This window comes from Nocardioides sp. P86 (assembly GCF_023712465.1).
In the GTDB taxonomy this organism is placed as follows: Bacteria; Actinomycetota; Actinomycetes; order Propionibacteriales; family Nocardioidaceae; genus Nocardioides; species Nocardioides kribbensis.
Genome location: NZ_JAMAYE010000002.1, coordinates 781,952 through 800,754 on the forward strand (window position 1 = coordinate 781,952; position 18,803 = coordinate 800,754).

The window sequence follows — 18,803 nt, forward strand, 5'->3', positions numbered from 1 at the left end:
CGCCCGTCGCCGGCAGCGGAACGCCGTGGGTCAGGCCTGTGGTCCGGCCCAGTTCTTGTCCGGCTGCGGCACGGGGCGCCCGGGCTGCTCGCCACCGCGCTGCGTGAGGTAGTTCTCCTTCGGCACCATCACCTTGCGCCGGAAGACGCACACGACCTTGCCGTCCTGGTTGTAGCCGATGGTCTCGACGTGGACGACGCCACGGTCGTCCTTGCTCGTCGACTCCGTCTTGCCCAGCACCGTGGTCTCGCCGTACAGCGTGTCGCCGTGGAAGGTGGGCGCCACGTGGCGCAGCGACTCGACCTCGAGGTTGGCGATCGCCTTGCCGGACACGTCGGCCACGCTCATCCCCAGCAGCAGGGAGTAGACGTAGTTGCCCACGACGACGTTCTTGCCGAACTGCGTGGTCTCCCCGGCGTAGTTGACGTCGAGGTGCAGCGGGTGGTGGTTCATCGTGAGCAGGCAGAACAGGTGGTCGTCGTACTCGGTCACGGTCTTGCCGGGCCAGTGCTTGTAGGTCGCTCCGACCTCGAACTCCTCGTAGCTGCGGCCGAACTGCATGGGCTCTCCTCTGGCTCGGGCGTCGGGCGTCGTCGTGCACCCGCTCGCGGTGTCGCACGCCATGGTGGCGCACACCGCACCCGGGCGGCCGGGTGCCCGCCGTGGGTTTCGTCACGCCCCGGCGGTGAGCCGCCTACACTTCCCCCGTGCCGTCCCTCCCGCCGACCGACGACCCCCGCCACCTCGCGCCGGGCCCGCGTCCCCTGCTGACGCTGCTGCCGGTGGCGGCCGTGCTGGCCAGCGTGGCGCTCGTCCTGGCCCTCACCGGCGGGCTGCCCCCCGGTGACGACGGCGGCGCCGACCTGCGCGCGGCCGAGGCCGGCACCACGCCCACCGCTCCCGTGGCGGCCACCACGCGCCCGACCCAGGACGTGCTGGAGGCCCCCGCCGCCATCGAGCCCGCCCCCGGGCAGCGGGCCCGGCAGCTGCGCGCCGCCCTGGAGCCGGGCACCGCCGTGCCCGACCGGCAGACGGCCCTGCCGGTGCGACGCCTCGCGCGCCAGGTCGAGGAGCGCACGACCTGCCAGCCCGAGACCGTCGAGCGCGAGCTGACCGTGCTGTCCTACAACATCAAGTCCGGCTTCGCGAGCGGACGAGGACTGCAGCTCGACGACTACGCCCGCGCGATCGCCGCGACCGCCGCCGACGTCGTGCTGCTCCAGGAGGTCGACCGCAACCGTGCCTTCTCGCGGCGCACCGACCAGCCCGGGATCCTCGGCGCGCAGCTGGGCATGCAGAACGCCTTCGGGGCCAACGTGCTGCGCAGCGGGGGCAGTCAGTACGGCACCGCGATCCTCTCGCGCTTCCCCATCGAGGAGTCGGCCAACCGCCTGCTCCCGTTCCTGCCGGGCAAGGGCATGCAGCAGCGCGGCCTGCTGCACGCCACGATCGACGTCGACGGCGTGCCGGTGAGCCTCTACAGCACCCACCTGCAGAACCGCTCCGAGCCCTCGCGGATGGCCCAGGCCCGTGCGATCAACCAGGTCATGGCCGCCGACCCGCTGCCCAAGGTCCTGGGCGGCGACATGAACGCGCACCCGACCTCGGCGCCGATGCGCACGCTGGCGGCCACGATGGTCGACAGCTGGCCCTCCTCGGGCGCCGGGCCCGGCTTCACGCACCCCTCGGTCAACCTGCGCGGCCGCATCGACTACCTGCTGCACGGCGGGTCGGGCATCACGCCCCTGGCGAGCTCGGTGCCGGCCGTCACCCTGTCCGACCACCGGCCCGTGCGCACGACCTACCAGGTGCAGGGCGTCGTCGAGACCTGCTGACACCCGGCGTCGGCGTCAGTCCACCACCTGCGAGGCCACGAGACCCGCGAGCGCGACCAGGGCGGCCTCGCCCACCTCGACGGCGTCGATGCTGGAGGGGTGGACCCCGGGGACCTCGACGGGGGTCAGGTCCTCCCAGGAGCCGACCAGCCTCGTGCCGGCGTCCCGCAGCACCGCCACGGTGTCGGCCGCCTGCTCGACCACCCACGGCGCCACCGGCAGACCCAGGCGCGGCTCCTCGGCCCGGCGCGCGGCCAGCACCGTCTTGGCGAGCACCTGCTTGCGCAGCCTGGCCCCGGTCGGGAAGGTGAGGCCCTGGGCGTCGAGGAGCTGGTTGACGCGCTGGAGCACCAGGGTCGACGTCAGCCCGAGGGAGGCGTTGGCGCCACCGGTGCCCTCGTGGACGGGCACCGCCACGCCCAGGACCTCGCCGAAGCGGTGCGCCAGGGTGTCGCGGGGTGCGCCGGGCCCCGGCACGGTGACGACCTGCACGTGGTCGTGCCCGACCGCGCGCGACCAGGAGTCGACGACGCGCGGCAGGTGCTGCTGACGCCAGAACGTGCCTCCTGCGGTGACCCGGTCGGCGACCCCGGCGCCGCGCCCGGGCCGCTTGGCGGCCACGTCGGCGACGTACTCGTCCCAGCCCCAGCTGCGGCCGTTCTGGATCGTCTCCTGCCACAGCGAGGCAACGGACCGGTTGAGGTCGCGGGCGGTCACCACCACGTCCACGACGGCACCGTCGAAGGCTCCCACCACGCGGTCGACCTGGTCGGGGCCCGCGGGGCCGAGGAACTCCATGGACACCACCGCGGTGCCCTCGTGCCCGTCGATCTCGTCGACCATCCGGCGCCACGGGCGCCCGGGGCTCGAGGAGAGCACGTCCTTGACCGCGGCGACCTGGCGGCCCCAGCCCGCGCCCGGCACGAGCACGCCGTGCGCACCCAGCTCCGCCTTGGCGGCGAAGAGCAGGTCCTGCACGAAGCTCGTGCCGGACTTCATCAGACCGACGTGGAGGACCACCCGCTGCGCCATGTCGCGAGACCCTAGGTCACCGCTCAGCGCAGCCGATAATCCTTCAGCACGGCCCGGCCGATGATCATCTTCTGGATGTCGGCGGTGCCCTCGCCGATCAGCAGGAACGCCGCCTCGCGGTAGAGCCGCTCGATCTCGTACTCCTTGGAGTACCCGTAGCCGCCGTGGATGCGGAACGACGCCTCCACCACCTCGTTGCAGTACTCCGCCGCGAGGTACTTGGCCATGCCGGCCTCGACGTCGTTGCGCTGCCCGCCGTCCTTGGACCGCGCCGAGCGGACCATCATCGCGTGGGCGGCCTCGACCTTGGTCGCCATCTCGGCCAGGCGGAACAGGATGGCCTGGTGCTCGACGATGGGCTTGCCGAAGGTCTCGCGCTGCTGGGCGTAGGCGATGGCGAGCTCGAAGGCACGGTTGGCGACGCCGGTGGCGCGGGCCGCGACGTTGACGCGACCGACCTCGACGCCGTCCATCATCTGGTAGAAGCCCTGGCCGGGGGCGCCGCCGAGGATCTGGTCGGCGGAGATGCGGTGACCCTCGAGCACCAGCTCGGTGGTGTCGACGCCCTTGTAGCCCATCTTCTCGATCTTGCCCGGCACCGTGACGCCCTGGGCGGTCTCCCCGAAGCCGGCCTCCTTCTCGACCAGGAAGGTGGTCATGTTCCGGTAGACCGAGTCGGCGCCCTCGTCGGTCTTGACGAGCAGCGCCACCAGGGTCGAGGAGCCGCCGTTGGTCAGCCACATCTTCTGGCCGGTGATCTCGTAGCCCTCGTCGGTCCTGACGGCCTTGGTCTTGATGGCCGCGACGTCGGAGCCCAGGCCCGGCTCCGACATGGAGAACGACCCGCGCACCTCGCCGGTGGCCATCCGCGGCAGGTACTTCTGCTTCTGCTCCTCGGTGCCGTGGTGCATGAGCAGGTAGGCCACGATGAAGTGGGTGTTGATGACCCCGGAGACGCTCATCCAGCCGCGGGCGATCTCCTCGACGACCAGGGCGTAGGTCAGCAGGGACTCGCCCAGACCGCCGTACTCCTCGGGGATCATGAGGCCGAAGACGCCGAGCTCCTTGAGCCCCTCGACGATGTCGGTGGGGTACTCGTCGGCGTGCTCGAGCTCGGTGGCGACGGGGAGGATCTCGGACTCCACGAAGGAGCGGACGGCCTTCAGGATCTCGGACTGGTCCTCGGTGAGTCCCTCGGTCTGGCACAGGCGGGCCATCGGCACGTGCTCCTTCGTCTCGGCGCGGCGACGCGGCGGCGTCGGTCGTCGGACCCAAAGTAACCCGTCAGTAGCCTAGGGTCACTTGTGGGGAACGCCACAGCACGGGCCGGGTCTCACCCGCCCGCGCGCCTGCGCAGCAGCCGACGCACCGCACGGCGGGCGCGGCCGGGCGCCGGGCCGGGCGCCGGGCCGGTCGGGCCGGCGGCCGGAGCGGGCCCGGTGCTCGAGGCGGGGTCCGGCGCCGCGCGGTCGCGCAGCTCGCCGACGAGATCGGCGACCAGCGCGACGGCGACCTCGGCGACCTCGGCGTCGGTCACGGAGTCGGGGTGGCGACGCGGCGGCACGACGTCGGGCACGAGCAGCGAGTCGAGGTCGCCCCGCACGTCGTAGCCGCCCGCGCGCACCGCCGCCACGGCCCGCAGCCCGCGGGCGCGGCAGTCGGCGACCTGGTCCTCGCCGGGCCAGAAGGGCTCGCCCGCGCGGGGCGCGAGCAGCTGGTCGGCGAGGTGGCTGCGCAGCCACCTCCCCCGGTCCTGGGCACCCCAGGGACCGCTCAGCGCGGCGTTGACCCGTCGCAGGGTCTCGGCCTCGACGACGCCCATGCCGGTGTTGGCGAAGCGTCCGCTGGTGTCGACCACCGCGGGGTCGAGGTCCAGCAGCGCGGCGAAGCGGTGCCACAGGTCCTCCCGCGGCTGGCCGCGTCCCGGCACGGGGAGCACGTGCACCCGCTCCGCGGGCACCGCACCGCCCCAGCGCTCCAGCACCAGCCCGAGGTCGAGGGCACGCCAGTCCCAGACGTCGCGGGGGTCCTCGGACTCGCCTCGTCCGTAGTCGGCCAGGGCCGTCGTGCCGCGGTTCTTCAGGTGCTCCTGCCAGCTCGACGCGAAGAGCGAGAGCGGCTCGCGGGCGGTCACCACCACGTGGACCTCGTCGGCGGGGAGAGCCTCCACCGCGCGGCGCGCCTGGGCGGCGGTGGCGGCGCAGAAGAACTCGTGCGAGACCAGCACGTCGCCGCTGTGGGCGGCCGTGTCGGCGAGGACGACGTCCCAGGCCTCGGCCGCGCCGGGCCCGCGGCGGCGTACGCCAGGGTCCTCGCGCACGACCAGGGAGCTCAGCAGGTGGTCGCGCTTGGCCCGCCCGGGGAGCAGCAGACCCGCCTCCAGCAGCGCGGCGCGGTGCGACCACCACCCGGCCTGCAGGTAGCTGGTGCCCGTCTTGGGCAGGCCGATGTGCAGGAAGGCCCGACGGCTCATCTGCCGAGCTCGGCGGAGTACCGGTCGAGCACCTCCTGCGCCCGGGCCGGGTCGCTGGAGGCCAGGGGCAGCAGGAGCTCCTGCACGACGTCGGTCAGCTCGGCCAGGCGGAGGTTGAGCCGGCGCAGCTCGCCCACCTCCTCCTCGAGGTCCGCCACGCGTGCCCGCAGGGCCTCGAGCCCGTCGGGGCCCTCGCCGGCGGCGGCCGGGCGCGAGCGCAGCCCGGGGGCCAGCCGGCGCAGCCGGTCGACCGGGCCGGCCGGCGCGGGGTCGGGGCGTTCGTCGGGTGCGTTCATGCTCTCCACTCCATCACCATGCGGTACCCCCGCAGCGGGGTCTCGTCCTCGATGCCGCCGGCGGGCGGCTGACCGGTGTGCGTGACGTCCACGGCTGCCTCCTCCACGACGCGTGCGCCGCGTGCGAGGACCTCCGAGCGCACCTGGTCGGGATCGAGGCCGTGCAGCAGCAGGTGCTGCGGCAGGGGCGGGTCGGCCGGCGGCAGCACGAACTCGAGGTAGAGGCGCCCGCCGCCGGACAGCGCCATCGCGGCCAGACGCCACAGGTGTCGTCGGCCACGGTCGCTGGTGGCGTCAGCGACATGACGCGCGAGGACGGCCCGGGGGCCCTCGCGACGGGCCAGCCGCGCTCCCCAGAGCATGACCTGACGCAGCTCGAGCAGGTTCATCGAGGCGAAGTCGGCGCCCCACCCCTCCTCCTGCGAGCGGGCGTGGAGCCGGGCGAACCCGTTGGGCGAGAAGTCCAGCCCCAGCACCGGGTGACCCCGCCGGGCCAGCCACACGGCGTCCTGACCGCGCCCGCAGCCCACGTCGACGACCTCGCAGTCCTCCGCCTCGCGCCGGTGCAGCAGGCGGGCCAGGTCGTGCGGCTTGCGGACCGGGCCGTGGTGGACCGCGTCGGAGTAGCGCCGGTCCCAGTGGTTGCGCGCCGCCCGGGTGCCGCGGAACCAGCCGTCGAGACGGCGGGTCGTGGCCGCCGGGGGCGCGTAGGCGAAGGCGGGGTCGGGCCGCCGCCAGGAGGGGCCGTAGGTCGCCGCCAGGAGGGCCTCCGGGTCGGCCGGGGCCGGCAGCGAGCGCCCCTCCAGGACCACCGAGGTCCGCGGCAGCAGCGCGGAGCGGTCGTAGGGCACCCACAGCTCGCCCATGAGCATGAGGTGACCCTCGACGAGGGCGCCGGCGAAGACGTCGATGGTGCGTCGGGTGCCGTCGGAGACGGTCAGGTCAACGCGGAAGGCGGCGCCGCTGTAGCGGGTGGTGTCGTGGCCGGCGCGGATCAGGTGGCGCTGGACCCGGTAGGACTCGAGGATCACGTCCACCGGGTGCTCGTGGGAGCTGAGGTAGGCCAGGTCGACGTCGTTGTCGTGCCCGACGAAGCTGCCCTCGCGCACGGCGCCGAGCAGGGTGCCGTAGGCCACGAAGGGCTCCACGCCGGCCTCCTCGAGGTCGGCGAGCAGCCGGGCCGTGGCGTCGAGGAGCAGCGCGGTCGCCTCCTCCCCCTGGTCGCCGAAGGCGACGGCGAGCCGGCCGTGGTTGTCGACGACGAGGTCGCGGCCCTCCCGGTCGACCAGGCGCACACGGTCGGGGCCGGGCCCCATCACGACCTCGCGGTCCAGCAGCACGGTCTCGCCGCAGGAGACCGTCATCCGCACGGGCCCGTCGAGGGCCTGGGCCAGCTCGCGCGGCCAGGGCACCGCGACCGCACCGGGCGGCCCCGAGGGCGAGGGCGTGCGACCCGCGACCCGCTCGGTCCACAGGGACCAGACCCGACGACCGTCGAGGAGCACGTCGAGGAGGACGTCGTCGCTGTCGCCGAGCAGGAGGCCCGCACGATCGACGTCGACGACCTCGGGCAGCCGTGGCACCGTCGTACTCCCTCCCCCGTCGTGGAACGGCGAACCTACCAGTCGCGGGCGCCCCCGCGACGTCGGCTCACACGAGGTCGCGGAAGCGCCGGGGCACGCGCACCAGCGGCTGGCTGCGCATCGCCTGCACCTGTCCGGCGCCGGTCGCGCGCCACATCGCGCCCTGGCGCTGCACGATGCGCTCCAGGCGCGCCGGTCGCGGACGGAAGCGCTCGACCTGCTCGAGGTCGATGTCGGCGGTGATCTCGTCGAGCAGGTCGACCATCTCGTCGGCCGGGCGCTCCCAGCTGGTGCGCGCTGCGCGGCCGTCGTCGCGGAACGCCGCGTGCCGCTTGGCCGCGGCGTCGGCCAGGTGGTCGCGGTCGGCGAACTTGAGGTGGAACATGAACAGCTCCGGGTCGACCGCGTAGGGGCACTCGATGCCGTGGGAGGCGTGGGCCCAGCGCGCGGGCACCCACTTCAGGCTCGGCTTGCACATGAGGGGCGCGAACTTGGCCAGCGCGCGCTGCGAGAGCACGGGGGCGTCGTCGCGCAGCGGCCCCTCGCGGGAGACGTCGTGGACGACGTTGAGGGCCGTGACGCCCACCGCCTGCCGCCCGGGCCGCGCCGCGACGTAGTGGAGCAGCGAGGCGTGGTGGTCGGGGTCGGGCACGATGAACTCGTCGGTGTCGCAGAACACCACCGCGTCGTAGGCCGCGAGCAGCCCGGCCGAGAGCCCCGCCATGACCTCCATCCGCGACGGCTCGAAGCCGCGCTTGCGCAGCGGGGGGATCCGCAGCACCGGCCCGGCCAGGTCGTCGGTGGACCCGTCGGTCGTCTGGTCGTCGACCACGTAGACGTGCTCGGCGCCGACCTGGGCGGCGTAGTGACGCACCCAGCGCCCCAGCATGGCGCCCTCGTCGCGGGCCATGGTCATCACCGCCACGCTCGGCAGCTGACCCTCGGGGGCGGCCGACACCAGGTGGGAGAGGTCGGCAGGGTCGGCGGGGTCCTCCGGCGCCGGGAGCGGGCGCGAGGGGTCCGACGGGTCCGCGGACCCCGAGGAGCGGCGGCGCAGGAGCGCCATCAGTCCTCCTCGCCCCGACCGGCCGGCCCGGAGCCCTGCCGGCGCGCCGCGCGGCGCTGCTTGCGCTCGCTCTGGCCCCACTCGCGCACGAGCAGCTCGAGCCCGTCGACGGCGGCGGCCAGCTGGTCCTCGGCGGAGATCTCGTCGGTGTGCACGCCCGGCACCCGCACGGGCCGGAGGTCCTCGAGGTCGCCCACCACGCGGTGCCCGGCGCCGGCGAGGCGCTCGACCTGCGCATGCGCCTCCTCGCGCACCCACTCCTCGTCCAGGCCCAGCCGGGGCTCGAGGGGGGTGCGGGCCACGAGACCGCGCTTGGCCAGGGAGTGCTTCACGAACCGGTCGTAGCCCTGCGGGACCGCTCCGTCCACCACCATCTTCTCGTTGAGGCGACGCAGCACCATGGCCGTGGCCGGACCGATGGAGCGGTTGGACCGCACCTCGAGGTCGTAGCCCGAGGGGTCGACGCCGAGCACCTCGGCGAAGCGCCGCCAGAGCAGGTCGTGGGGCGCGCCCGAGGGCGGCACCGTCACCAGGGTGAGTCGACCCTCGCCGAGCACCCGCGCCCAGCGCTCCGCGATGACCGGGAGGTCCTGGTGGCGCCAGAAGTTGCGCGCGATCGGGGAGTCCCTGTCGCGGTCGCGCACGGCCGCCAGGAAGTCGGGCCAGGTCGCCGACGAGCCGTTCTGCATCGACTCCAGCCACATCGCCGGGATGTTGCGCGACAGGTCGCGACACGTCATCACCGCCTCGACGGTGGTGTCGGGGAAGGCGGCGAGGATCTGCTCGATCTTGGCCTCGCTGCGCGGGCCCAGGAACTCCATCGAGACGACTGCGGTGCCCTCCCAGCGGCTGGCGTCCTCGACGACGGCGGCCCAGGACCCGTCGACCGGCATCGGACGCTGGCCCGGCCCGCCGCGCTCGATCAGCTCCCGCACGGCCTTCACCTGCTCGCGCCAGCGGCTGCCGGCGAAGAGCACGCCCGACTCGGCGAGACGCTCCCGGTGGTGGCCCAGGACGTTCTGGACGAAGCTCGTGCCGGACTTCATCGAGCCGATGTGCAGCACCAGTCGTCGCGCCATGGGCATGCTCCTCCGAGAGGTCGTCGGGTGGGGCACCGGCCGGACGGGAGCGTCAGGGAAGCGTGACGCGGGAGACCGGCACCCAGTGATCCGTCGCCAGCCTCACCAGCGGGATGCGGCTCGGAGCATACCCGTCCCAGGTCGCGTCGCCGGGACCGAAGAGCCAGTCCACGCGCATCGTGCCGCGCGGCGGGGTGCAGCGGCCGTCGGCGTAGCGCCCTCCGGTCGCGCTGCGCAGGGTGGTGCCGGCCATGACCTTGCAGACGATGGTCTCCTTCTCGTTCATGTCGCCCACGTAGAAGACGGGCACGCCGGTGGCCTCGAGCTCGTTGATCCGGGCCAGCTGGGCGCGCACGGCCTTGTCCCGCTTGGCCTGGTACTCCCAGGGCGCGTTGTGGACGGCCATCACCCAGATGCGTCGCCCCGTGGCGCGGTGCTCGAGGAGCACGACCGGCCGGTCGAGCTCGCGGCTGATGAACTGGGTCCGGATGACGGTGCGCTCGACCGGCTTCCACACGTCGCGCCGCCACAGCAGGGCCGACTCGACACCCAGGTCGCCGGACGCCGGGGTCTGGAAGCTGGCGTACTCGCCCTCGCCGGCGGCGAGGATCGCCGCGAGCTGCTCGGCGGTCTGCTCCTGCACGCCGACGACGTCGGCGTCGAGGGTGCGCAGCGCCCGGGCGGTCCACTCCGCGCGCATGCGCGCGGGGGCCAGCTGGTCGTCGTGGGCGTAGGGCCGGGTGTGGCCGTTGCCGACGGTGTTGAAGGTGGCGATGCGGAAGCTGAGCGGCCCCTCGCGGCGCGTCACCGTCCTCGGGCTCGTGCTCGGGCTCGTGCTCGGAGCCTGCCGCGCGGCGGTCCCGGGCACGGCGGTCTGGCCGCGCTCGTCGTTGCCGACGCAGGCGCGCTGGCCCTCGCTCGTGCGGGCGCACCCGTGCAGCCAGCCCAGGCTGAGGTCGGTCCAGGTGCCGGGGCCGACGACCGGCACCGGGCTGCTCCCACCGGGCGCGGAGCCGTCACCGAGCTGGCCGTAGACGTCGGAGCCCCAGCACCACCGTCGCTGCGCGTCGTCGATCAGGCAGGAGCTGCCCTCGCCCACGGCCACCCGCTTGGCGACGTGGCCACCGGCCACGGCGACCGGCGAGGTGGACCCGGCGAGGGCGCCCGTGCCGAGCTGGCCCTGGTCGCCCCGACCCCAGCAGCTCACCGCACCGGCGCCGGTGCGGGCGCAGGCGTGGGTCCACGAGACCGACACCCCGCTCCACGTGGCGCCGGTGCCGACGCGGGTCGGCTCGGCACGGTCGCGGTTGTCGCCCACGCCGAGCTGGCCGAAGAGGTTGCGACCCCAGCACCACAGCGAGCCGTCGCCCTTGACCGCGCAGGTCGACCAGCCGTTGACCGAGACGCGCTTCCAGTCCGCCCCGGGCACCCGGGTGGGCGTGGTCCGGTCCTGGTCGCCCGGCACGCCCAGCTGACCGGCGGAGTCGTCGCCCCAGCACCACAGGGTGCTGTCGGCGCGGGTCGCGCAGGTGTGGAACCAGCCCGTCGAGACCTGCTTCCACTGCCTGCCGGCCACCCGGGTGGGCTCCAGGCGCACGTCGCGGGTGCCGTCGCCCAGCTGGCCGCGGTGATTGACGCCCCAGCACCACAGGCTGGCGTCGGTGCGGGTGGCGCACGTCGAGGCGCCGCCGGCCGACACCGTGGCCCACGCGGTCGATCCCCCCACCTGCTCGGGGATCGCGGTGCCGGGGCCGGTGCGGTCGAGGCCGAGCTGGCCGTAGGTGTTGCGTCCCCAGCACCACAGGGTGCGGTCGCCGCGGATCTCGCAGGAGTGCTCGCCGCCGGCGGCGACCCGGCGTACGGCGGGCGCCCGGCGGGCCGGTGCGTCGACGGCGGTGACCGCGGCCGACCTCGCCGAGGCGCCTGCGGACCGCGGCTCGTCCGCGGCCCGGGCCATCGTGCCGGCGCCGGCCAGCAGGGTGGCCACCAGGACGACGAGGGCGGCCAGGACGACCAGGGCACCCGTGGGGGCGTGCGGGCGCAGGGGAAGGCGCATGACGTGCTCCGACTCGGGGAAGAGGAGGGGGGACCGGGGAAGGCTAACCTCCCCCGGTCCCCCTCGTCCCGCGATCGGGCGAGGCGCCTCTCGCGCCCCGCCCGCCACTCACGTCACAGAGGTCGCAGACATCACTGCGTCAGCAGCCACGCCTTGGCGTAGGGATCGACGTCGGTGGCCGCACGACCGGCCACGACCCGGCTGACCGGCGGGTTGGCGAACAGCGTGTTGGCCCAGGAGATGTACTGGCGCACGATGCCGTCGCGGGTGATGATCATGCCCTGCTCGTCGGACTTCAGGCTCGAGCCCGACCAGTTCGCCGAGCCGTTGAGCACGATCCGGTCGCCACGGCTGCCGCCGTAGTTGCCGCTGATGGCGATCGACTTGATGTGCAGGTAGCGGTCGTAGACGCCGTCACCGTCGGGGTCCTGCACGATGTGGCGCCGTGGCACGGGGCCCAGGATGTCGCGGACGTTGGGCGTCATCACCGAGTAGTTGATGCGGATGTTGCACCCGGCGTTGTACTTCTGGCGGATCGCCCGGGCGACCGCCTCGCCGCGCAGGCCGTTGAAGACCGACTGCATGATCCGGATCTGGGTCCGGCCGTTGATGCCGAAGCCCTTCCGCACGTTCTTGCACCGGGTCTTGCCGAGCATGTCCACGACCTGGTCGGAGCGCCCCAGGCGCGGGTAGAACCACGAGCGGTAGTCACCCTCGGCGAAGGTGTCGAACGTCGGGCGGTGCAGCTTGTCGCGCGAGGCCTGCGTGAAGATGCGCTCGTAGCCCCGGTAGGTCTTCTCCCGCCCGGCGAGCGTGATGAGGTCGTCCCACTGGTTGTTGGCCGCCGACTCGGTGAGGTTGCCGGAGCCCTGCATCACGACGTGTCGCGACTTCCCCACCTTGCTGAAGAGGAAGAACTTCGAGTGCACGATGCCCGTGCCGGCCTTGCCGCGGCAGGAGTTGTTGCAGACCCGGAACCAGCTGCGCATGCCCGCCTTGCGGGACTTGTTGCCGACCGCGAGAGCCCGCTTGAGGGTCCGGTAGGACCCGTCGGGCTGCTGCTGGGCGGCCAGACCGCCCGACATGATGACGCGGACGCTGACGCCGCGCTGGTGCGCGGCGCGCAGCGAGCGCACGAAGAGCTCGCTCTTGAAGTTCCACGTGATCATCCGGATCCGCTCGCCCGCGGGCGTGCGGGCGATCGCCTCGCGGATGTGCTTGTTGATGACGTGGGACCGGTCGTTGAGGGGGTTGTTGAAGAGCAGTCCCTGGGGCACGGTGTAGCCGCCCGCCCGCTGCCGCGACGGTCCCGAGGCCGACGCGTAGCGGTCGACCGACGACACCTCGACCGACGCGGCGGTGGCGCTGGGCGCGGCCTGGCTCGGCACGGCGACCGCACCGCTCAGCAGCAGCGGCAGGCCCACGAGGGCGCCCACCAGCATCCGGCGTACAAACATCCTTGCTCCATTTCCCGACCCGCGATGGCGGGTCGTTCGCCTGCCGACGGCAGGCGTTCGCACCCTTGATCAGCCTTGGCAGCTGCGCAGGGCCCGACGGTACTCGGGGCTCTGCGCGAGGCTCTCGGTCTCGTTGACGACGTTGCCGGGGACGGCGTAGAACCGGCCCGCGTGCTCCACGATGGTCTGGCCGAACTCGCAGCGACGGCGCTCCGGATCCTCGACCCGACCGTCCTGCACGCACCCGGCGTAGCCGCGTGGCAGGTCCTGGCCCGCCACCCAGACCGCGTCGCACTCCGGGAGGCCCGAGCCGGAGGGCGAGGTGGAGGTCGACGTGGAGGACGACGTGGAGGACGACGGCGACGGGTCGGTGGCCTGCTCGGCCGGGCCGGCCGACCCGCTGTCGGACCCGCAGCCGGCGAGGAGCACGACGAGGAGGGCCCCTGCCGACGGCAGGAGGGCCCGGCGTCGTCGTCCGCGGTCGCTCACCCCAGCAGGGTAAAGCATGCCCGGGTCACCGGGTCCCGGCCACGGCGCGCAGCAGGGCCGCCGACTCGGCCACCAGGCGGTCGACCTCGTCTCCCGGGCCGGGCGGGTCGACCGGGTCGACCGGGTCGACCGACCCGGCCCCCGTCGCGGCGACCAGCGCGGACCGCGCGTGCTCGTGCAGGGCCCGGGCGGCACGCAGCACGTGGGCGGGGTCAGGGGGGCTCACGGCGTCGGGGTAGTCGGACGGGTCGGCGTCGACCGGGAGGTCCTCGAGGTCACCCGTCAGGCCGACGCGCCCGCCGGTGACGAGCGCCCGGATGTCGGCGTTGCGCCGCGCGGCGGCCGCGGCGGCCGTGCGGTCGAGGACCGGACGCTCCTCCAGGGCGCGCAGCGCGCCGAGCGGGCCGAGCGCCGCCTCCCGTACGAGCGCGCGGTAGACCGGGCCGGGCAGCCCCGTGAGCAGGGTGTTGGCGCGGCGCAGCACGTCACAGGAGGCGTAGCCGAGCGAGTCGTTGCGCCGGGCCACCGACGGGTCCGCGATCGAGGCGTCGAGACCCGCGGCGGTGGCGAAGCGCCGCCACAGCTCCGAGGCGGGCGCGTGGCCCGGCACGGTCACCAGCCCGACGCCGGCCACGGCCGGGTGGTCGCCCCACCGCGCCACCACGACCGGCACGTCCTGGGCCCGGTGGAAGACCCGGTGGGCCCGCGAGCCGCCCTCGGGGTCCTCGATGAGTCGCAGGTAGCTGGCCCAGTCGTCCTTGCCCTGGTTGCGGGTGAAGGTCTGCCACTGGGCGGCCACGGCGCGCAGCTGGTCGCGCACGGTCACGACGACGCTCACCTCGAGCCCGCGCAGGGGGCTCACCAGCTCCTCGACCTGGGCCTCGGTGGCGAACCCGAGGAACTCCATCGAGACCACCGACACCTCCGCGGGCGAGGCGTGGACCCGGGCCGCGAGGTCGAGCCAGCGGGCCCGGTTGCGCCGCGGGGCCTCGGGAAGGCGCAGCATGCGGCGCACCGCGCGGGTCTGGACGCCGAAGCCGCCGACGAACTCGGCACCCGAGGCGAGCAGCTCCTGCTTGTGGCCGCCGAGGATGGACTGCACGTAGCTCGTCCCGGACTTCATCGTCCCCACGTGGAGCACGACTCGACTGCTCAACGGGCCTCCCGGGGAGATGGAGCCGATCTGGCGCGGGAGCACCGTAGCACCGCGTCCCGACCGCGCCGCCGCCCCGCGGCGCGGGTCAGCGCCACCACCGGCGCCGGGGGCGCACGGCGACCTCCCCGGCCGCGCCCGCGGCGTCGAGGAGCCGCTGCGCCACCGCGGCCGGGTCGACGCCGGCGACGGCCTCCACGTCGGGCGTCGGGTCGCCGGGTGGGGCCAGCACCGGGTCGAGGTCGGCCGGGTCGCCGTGCACCGACCAGCCCGCCGCCGCGACCTCGTCGAGCCAGGCCCGGGTGGCGGGCACGAGCACCTCGGCCAGCCCGGCCGGTGCCAGCGGCCGCGCCGAGCCGGTGGCGGCCAGCTCGCCCTCGGCGTACCCCTGCTTCACGACGCGGGCGCGGGCGCGGGGATCGAGACGGTCGCCCAGGGCCCGGTTGACCGCCCGCAGGAGCGCGGTCTCGGGCGCGCCCAGCGAGGCGTTGCCCGGCAGCGACAGCCCGGGGTCGACCAGTGCGGGGTCGACCCCGGCCGCCTCGGCGAAGCGCTCCCACAGCACGGCGGCCGGCGCCCCCGGCGGCGGGCAGAGGACCAGGTGTCCGCGGTCGGGCCCCAGCCGCGCGGTCCAGCGCTGCAGCGCGCCGACGAGGTCCTGGGCGTGCCAGAAGTGGGGACGCGACCCGCCGTCGTCGGGGCCGGCGGGCTCGCGGCCGGTGTCGGCGCGCAGCTGCTCGCGCTCGAGGTCGGCGAAGGACCAGGTGGCGCCGAGCTTGACCTCCTCCTGCCAGTGCGCCGTGGCCTGGCGGCCGAGGTCGCGGGCGGTGACGACCACGTGCACCTCCCGCCCGGCCAGCGGTGCGAGCGCCCGCTCCACCTGGTCGGGCGCCGCTCCCCCCAGCACCTCGTGGCTGATCACCGCGGTGCGGCCACCGGCGTCGAGGAACTCCCCCGCGCGGGCGCAGACCGCGGCCCACGCGCCCTCGACCTGCTCGGCGGCGAGCCCGAACCGGGCCCGGCTCCCCCTCACCTCGACGGCGCCGTGGAACATCGCCCCCGGCCGGACGAAGGGGTAGACCACGCCACCGGCCCGCAGCTCGTCGCGGTGCGCGGCGAGCAGGGCCTGCAGCCAGGTCGTGCCGGTCTTGGGCAGGCCCACGTGGAGCACGACCCTCCCACCGCCCGGGCGGGCCGACCGGGGATCGCGGGGCTGCTCGGGAGGCACCCGCCCATGCTGCCACCGCCCCGACCCCGACCGGGGCACTAGCCTCCTCCTGTGAGCTCCGCCCCCTCCCGCGTCTACGCCGCCCGCCTCGTCGGGCTGCCGATCTTCGACCCCCAGGGCGACCAGGTCGGCAAGGTGCGCGACCTCGTGGTGTCGGTGCGCTCGGAGACCAGCCAGCCGCGCGTGCTGGGCCTGGTCGTCGAGGTCTTCGGCCGGCGCCGGATCTTCGTGCCGATGACCCGGGTGACCCACATCGACAGCGGCCAGGTCTACACCACCGGGCTGCTCAACATGCGCCGCTTCGAGCAGCGCTCCACCGAGACCCTCGTCATGGGCCAGATGCTCGACAAGACCGTGCGCATCGCCGGCTCCGGGGTCACCGGCACGGTCTACGACGTGGCGATGGAGCAGGCCCGCAACCGCGACTGGGTGCTGTGCCGGGTGGCGGTGCAGGAGCCGGCCAAGGCCCTGCGCCGCAAGGGTCAGACCCACGTCGTGGAGTGGCGCGACGTCGAGGGCCTCACGCTGCGCGAGGAGGCCCAGGGCGCGACGCACCTCGTCGCCGCGCTCAACGAGCTGCGACCCGCCGACGCGGCCACCATGATCCACGAGCTGCCCGTCGAGCGCCGCTCGGCGGTGGTCGCCGCCCTCGACGACGAGCGCCTCGCCGACGTGCTCGAGGAGCTCCCGGAGGAGGACCAGGTCGAGATCCTCAGCCACCTCGGCGACGAGCGCGCCGCCGACGTGCTCGAGGAGATGTCGCCCGACGACGCCGCCGACCTGATCGCCGAGCTGCCGCCGGAGACCGCGGCCACCCTGCTGGAGCTGATGGAGCCCGACGAGGCCGAGGACGTGCGGCGCCTCATGTCGTACGTCGAGGACACCGCGGGGGCGATGATGACGCCCGAGCCGGTGATCCTCGGGCCCGACGCGACGATCGCCGACGCGCTGGCCCACGTGCGCAACCCCGACCTCACGCCGTCGCTGGCCGCCCTCGTCTACGTGTGCCGTCAGCCGCTGGAGACCCCGACCGGCCGCTTCCTGGGGGTGGCCCACATCCAGCGGCTGCTGCGCGAGCCCCCCTCGACCCTCGTCGCGGGAGCCCTCGACGACTCGATGGAGACCCTGCCCCCGGAGGCCACCATCGACCAGGTGGCGGCCCACCTGGCGACCTACAACCTGGTGGCCGCGCCCGTCGTCGACGAGAACGGTCACCTGCTCGGCGCGGTGACGGTCGACGACCTGCTCGACCACATGCTGCCGGAGAACTGGCGCGACCAGGGCCTGCGGCCGCGACGTCGCCGGGGGGTCGCTCGTGGCTGAGAGCCGTCGCGCGCGCCTCGACACCCCCACCGAGACCCGCCGCCAGCTGGTGCGGCGCCCGTCCTACGACTCCGACACCTTCGGGGTCTTCGCCGAGCAGTTCGCCCGCTTCATGGGCACCGCGAAGTTCCTCATCTACATGACGCTCTTCGTCGTGGTGTGGGTGGTGTGGAACCTGCTGGCTCCCCCGGAGCTGCGCTGGGACGACTACCCCTTCATCTTCCTCACCCTGATGCTCAGCCTCCAGGCCTCCTACGCCGCGCCGCTGATCCTGCTGGCGCAGAACCGCCAGGAGACGCGCGACAAGGTCGTCGCCGAGCAGGACCGGCAGGCCAACGCGCGCGCCCACGCCGACATGGAGTTCCTCGCCCGCGAGGTCGCCTCGCTGCGGATGTCGGTGGGAGAGGTCGCCACCCGCGACTTCCTGCGCTCGGAGCTGCGCTCGCTGCTGCACGAGCTCGAGGACCGGGCCGGTGACCGGGCCAGCGACCGGCCCGGGGAGCGATCCGGCGACCGGGTGGCGGGCGACGACCGTCCCGCACCACCCCTCGCCTAGGATCGGGGATCATGAGCACCTCCCTCGTCGACCAGGTCAACGCCGCGCTCGCCACGGTCAACGACCCCGAGATCAAGCGCCCGATCACCGACCTCGGCATGGTCGACTCGGTGACGGTCGACGACACGGGTCTGGCCAGCATCACGGTGCTGCTCACCGTCGCCGGCTGCCCGCTCAAGGACACCATCGACCGCGACGTGACGGCCGCCGTCACGAAGGTGCCCGGCATCTCGGGCGTCGACCTGACCCTCGGGGTGATGACCGCGGAGCAGCGCGCCGGCCTCAAGGACATCCTCAGCGACGGCAAGGCCCAGCGCGAGATCCCCTTCGCCCAGCCCGGCTCGCTCACCAAGGTGTTCGCGATCGCCTCGGGCAAGGGCGGGGTCGGCAAGTCGTCGGTCACCGTCAACCTCGCGCTCGCCATGGCCAAGCAGGGCCTCAAGGTCGGCGTGGTCGACGCCGACATCTACGGCCACTCCGTGCCGGCGATGCTCGGCGTCGCCGACTCCCGCCCCACCCAGGTCGACGACCTGATCATGCCGGTGCCGACCTCGTCGGGGGTGTCGGTGATCTCGATCGGCATGCTCAAGCCGCGCCGCGACCAGGTCGTGGCCTGGCGCGGACCCATGCTCGACCGGGCCCTGGTGCAGATGCTCGCCGACGTCTACTGGGGTGACCTCGACGTGCTCCTGCTCGACCTGCCGCCCGGCACCGGCGACGTGGCCATCTCGCTGGGCCAGCACCTGCCCGGGGCCGAGGTGGTCGTCGTGACGACCCCGCAGGAGGCCGCGGCCGAGGTCGCCGAGCGCGCGGGCACCATGGCCTCGATGATGCACCAGCGCGTCGTCGGCGTGGTCGAGAACATGAGCTTCCTGCCCTGCCCGCACTGCGCCGCGGAGGGCACCGAGCACCGGCTGGAGATCTTCGGCTCCGGCGGGGGCGCCCGGGTCGCCGAGACCCTGTCGTCGCGGTTCGGCTACGACGTGCCCGTCCTGGGCCAGATCCCCCTCGACGTCTCACTGCGCGAGGGCGGCGACGTCGGCAAGCCGATCGTCGACGCCGACCCGACCGCCCCGGCCGCGGAGGTCCTCACCGCCGTGGCGACCCGCCTGGCCGGCCGCGGTCGAGGACTGGCCGGCATGCAGCTCGGCCTGACCCCGACCGCTAAGTTCTAGTC

At 74.1% G+C, this 18,803-nt stretch carries 17 protein-coding genes; 4 read left to right on the forward strand and 13 right to left on the reverse strand.

What is annotated here, in order from left to right; genetic code table 11:
• Positions 1-30 precede the first annotated feature (30 nt).
• Positions 31-624, reverse strand: a complete 594-nt coding sequence (locus M3673_RS11195; RefSeq protein WP_324251266.1) for a MaoC family dehydratase — start codon at positions 622-624, stop codon at positions 31-33.
• 83 nt (positions 625-707) lie between these two features.
• Here M3673_RS11195 and M3673_RS19660 point away from each other — a divergent pair, with 83 nt between their 5' ends.
• Positions 708-1,835 (forward strand): endonuclease/exonuclease/phosphatase family protein, encoded by a 1,128-nt coding sequence (locus tag M3673_RS19660; RefSeq protein WP_193661203.1) that lies wholly within the window; start codon positions 708-710, stop codon positions 1,833-1,835.
• Positions 1,836-1,850: 15 nt separating this feature from the next.
• Here M3673_RS19660 and M3673_RS11205 read toward each other — a convergent pair whose 3' ends face one another.
• The 12 genes from M3673_RS11205 to M3673_RS11260 all read right to left on the reverse strand — a co-directional run bounded on the left by M3673_RS11205 (position 1,851) and on the right by M3673_RS11260 (position 15,747).
• Complete coding sequence (locus tag M3673_RS11205) at positions 1,851-2,867, reverse strand: hypothetical protein (protein ID WP_251533722.1); 1,017 nt, start codon at positions 2,865-2,867, stop codon at positions 1,851-1,853.
• A gap of 23 nt (positions 2,868-2,890) precedes the next feature.
• Positions 2,891-4,084: an acyl-CoA dehydrogenase family protein gene (locus M3673_RS11210; RefSeq protein WP_056863987.1), complete on the reverse strand. Its 1,194-nt coding sequence runs from the start codon at positions 4,082-4,084 to the stop codon at positions 2,891-2,893.
• 116 nt (positions 4,085-4,200) lie between these two features.
• Entirely contained in the window at positions 4,201-5,340 is a 1,140-nt protein-coding gene (locus tag M3673_RS11215; RefSeq protein ID WP_251533724.1) for a hypothetical protein, read from the reverse strand.
• On the reverse strand, positions 5,337-5,636 hold the full coding sequence (locus tag M3673_RS11220) for a DUF6752 domain-containing protein (RefSeq protein WP_193661206.1): 300 nt from the start codon (positions 5,634-5,636) through the stop codon (positions 5,337-5,339). Before M3673_RS11220 ends, M3673_RS11215 begins: the two co-directional genes overlap by 4 nt.
• Positions 5,633-7,219 carry a class I SAM-dependent methyltransferase gene (locus M3673_RS11225; protein WP_193661207.1) on the reverse strand — a complete coding sequence of 529 codons (1,587 nt, stop codon included), beginning with the start codon at positions 7,217-7,219 and terminating at the stop codon, positions 5,633-5,635. Before M3673_RS11225 ends, M3673_RS11220 begins: the two co-directional genes overlap by 4 nt.
• Positions 7,220-7,286: 67 nt before the next feature.
• On the reverse strand, positions 7,287-8,285 hold the full coding sequence (locus M3673_RS11230) for a glycosyltransferase family 2 protein (RefSeq protein WP_251533726.1): 999 nt from the start codon (positions 8,283-8,285) through the stop codon (positions 7,287-7,289).
• A complete protein-coding gene (locus M3673_RS11235) occupies positions 8,285-9,364 on the reverse strand; it encodes a hypothetical protein (RefSeq protein ID WP_251533728.1) in 1,080 nt (359 codons plus the stop codon). The genes M3673_RS11230 and M3673_RS11235 overlap by 1 nt, the downstream gene beginning before the upstream one ends.
• 52 nt (positions 9,365-9,416) lie before the next feature.
• Positions 9,417-11,420, reverse strand: coding sequence for an endonuclease/exonuclease/phosphatase family protein (locus M3673_RS11240; protein WP_251533730.1), 2,004 nt, complete (start codon positions 11,418-11,420; stop codon positions 9,417-9,419).
• A 131-nt stretch (positions 11,421-11,551) separates the two neighbouring features.
• The gene (locus M3673_RS11245; RefSeq protein WP_193661211.1) at positions 11,552-12,877 is read right to left on the reverse strand and encodes a phosphatidylserine/phosphatidylglycerophosphate/cardiolipin synthase family protein; all 1,326 of its coding nucleotides are present in this window, start codon (positions 12,875-12,877) and stop codon (positions 11,552-11,554) included.
• A 69-nt stretch (positions 12,878-12,946) separates the two neighbouring features.
• On the reverse strand, positions 12,947-13,366 hold the full coding sequence (locus M3673_RS11250; RefSeq protein WP_251533732.1) for a hypothetical protein: 420 nt from the start codon (positions 13,364-13,366) through the stop codon (positions 12,947-12,949).
• Between the two features lie 25 nt (positions 13,367-13,391).
• Entirely contained in the window at positions 13,392-14,489 is a 1,098-nt protein-coding gene (locus tag M3673_RS11255; RefSeq protein WP_251533734.1) for a hypothetical protein, read from the reverse strand.
• Positions 14,490-14,607: 118 nt separating this feature from the next.
• On the reverse strand, positions 14,608-15,747 hold the full coding sequence (locus M3673_RS11260; RefSeq protein ID WP_193661214.1) for a hypothetical protein: 1,140 nt from the start codon (positions 15,745-15,747) through the stop codon (positions 14,608-14,610).
• Positions 15,748-15,798: 51 nt separating this feature from the next.
• On the opposite strand from M3673_RS11260, the gene M3673_RS11265 reads away from it, so the two are divergent.
• From M3673_RS11265 to M3673_RS11275, 3 genes are read left to right on the forward strand one after another with little or no spacing between them, the layout of a single operon-like run.
• Positions 15,799-17,070, forward strand: a complete 1,272-nt coding sequence (locus tag M3673_RS11265) for a magnesium transporter MgtE N-terminal domain-containing protein (protein ID WP_193661215.1) — start codon at positions 15,799-15,801, stop codon at positions 17,068-17,070.
• A complete protein-coding gene (locus tag M3673_RS11270) occupies positions 17,063-17,626 on the forward strand; it encodes a DUF1003 domain-containing protein (protein WP_193661216.1) in 564 nt (187 codons plus the stop codon). The genes M3673_RS11265 and M3673_RS11270 overlap by 8 nt, the downstream gene beginning before the upstream one ends.
• Positions 17,627-17,637: 11 nt before the next feature.
• Complete coding sequence (locus M3673_RS11275) at positions 17,638-18,801, forward strand: Mrp/NBP35 family ATP-binding protein (protein ID WP_251533736.1); 1,164 nt, start codon at positions 17,638-17,640, stop codon at positions 18,799-18,801.
• Positions 18,802-18,803: the final 2 nt, after the last annotated feature.

Excerpts from the sequence above, each read along its gene's own strand:
- M3673_RS11195 (WP_324251266.1), bottom strand. The coding sequence starts at position 624 with ATGGCGTGCGACACCGCGAGCGGGTGCACGACGACGCCCGACGCCCGA.
- M3673_RS11205 (WP_251533722.1), bottom strand. The coding sequence starts at position 2,867 with ATGGCGCAGCGGGTGGTCCTCCACGTCGGTCTGATGAAGTCCGGCACG.
- M3673_RS11210 (WP_056863987.1), bottom strand. The coding sequence starts at position 4,084 with ATGGCCCGCCTGTGCCAGACCGAGGGACTCACCGAGGACCAGTCCGAG.
- M3673_RS11215 (WP_251533724.1), bottom strand. The coding sequence starts at position 5,340 with ATGAGCCGTCGGGCCTTCCTGCACATCGGCCTGCCCAAGACGGGCACC.
- M3673_RS11220 (WP_193661206.1), bottom strand. The coding sequence starts at position 5,636 with ATGAACGCACCCGACGAACGCCCCGACCCCGCGCCGGCCGGCCCGGTC.
- M3673_RS11230 (WP_251533726.1), bottom strand. The coding sequence starts at position 8,285 with ATGGCGCTCCTGCGCCGCCGCTCCTCGGGGTCCGCGGACCCGTCGGAC.
- M3673_RS11235 (WP_251533728.1), bottom strand. The coding sequence starts at position 9,364 with ATGGCGCGACGACTGGTGCTGCACATCGGCTCGATGAAGTCCGGCACG.
- M3673_RS11240 (WP_251533730.1), bottom strand. The coding sequence starts at position 11,420 with ATGCGCCTTCCCCTGCGCCCGCACGCCCCCACGGGTGCCCTGGTCGTC.
- M3673_RS11245 (WP_193661211.1), bottom strand. The coding sequence starts at position 12,877 with ATGTTTGTACGCCGGATGCTGGTGGGCGCCCTCGTGGGCCTGCCGCTG.
- M3673_RS11255 (WP_251533734.1), bottom strand. The coding sequence starts at position 14,489 with ATGAAGTCCGGGACGAGCTACGTGCAGTCCATCCTCGGCGGCCACAAG.
- M3673_RS11275 (WP_251533736.1), top strand. The coding sequence starts at position 17,638 with ATGAGCACCTCCCTCGTCGACCAGGTCAACGCCGCGCTCGCCACGGTC.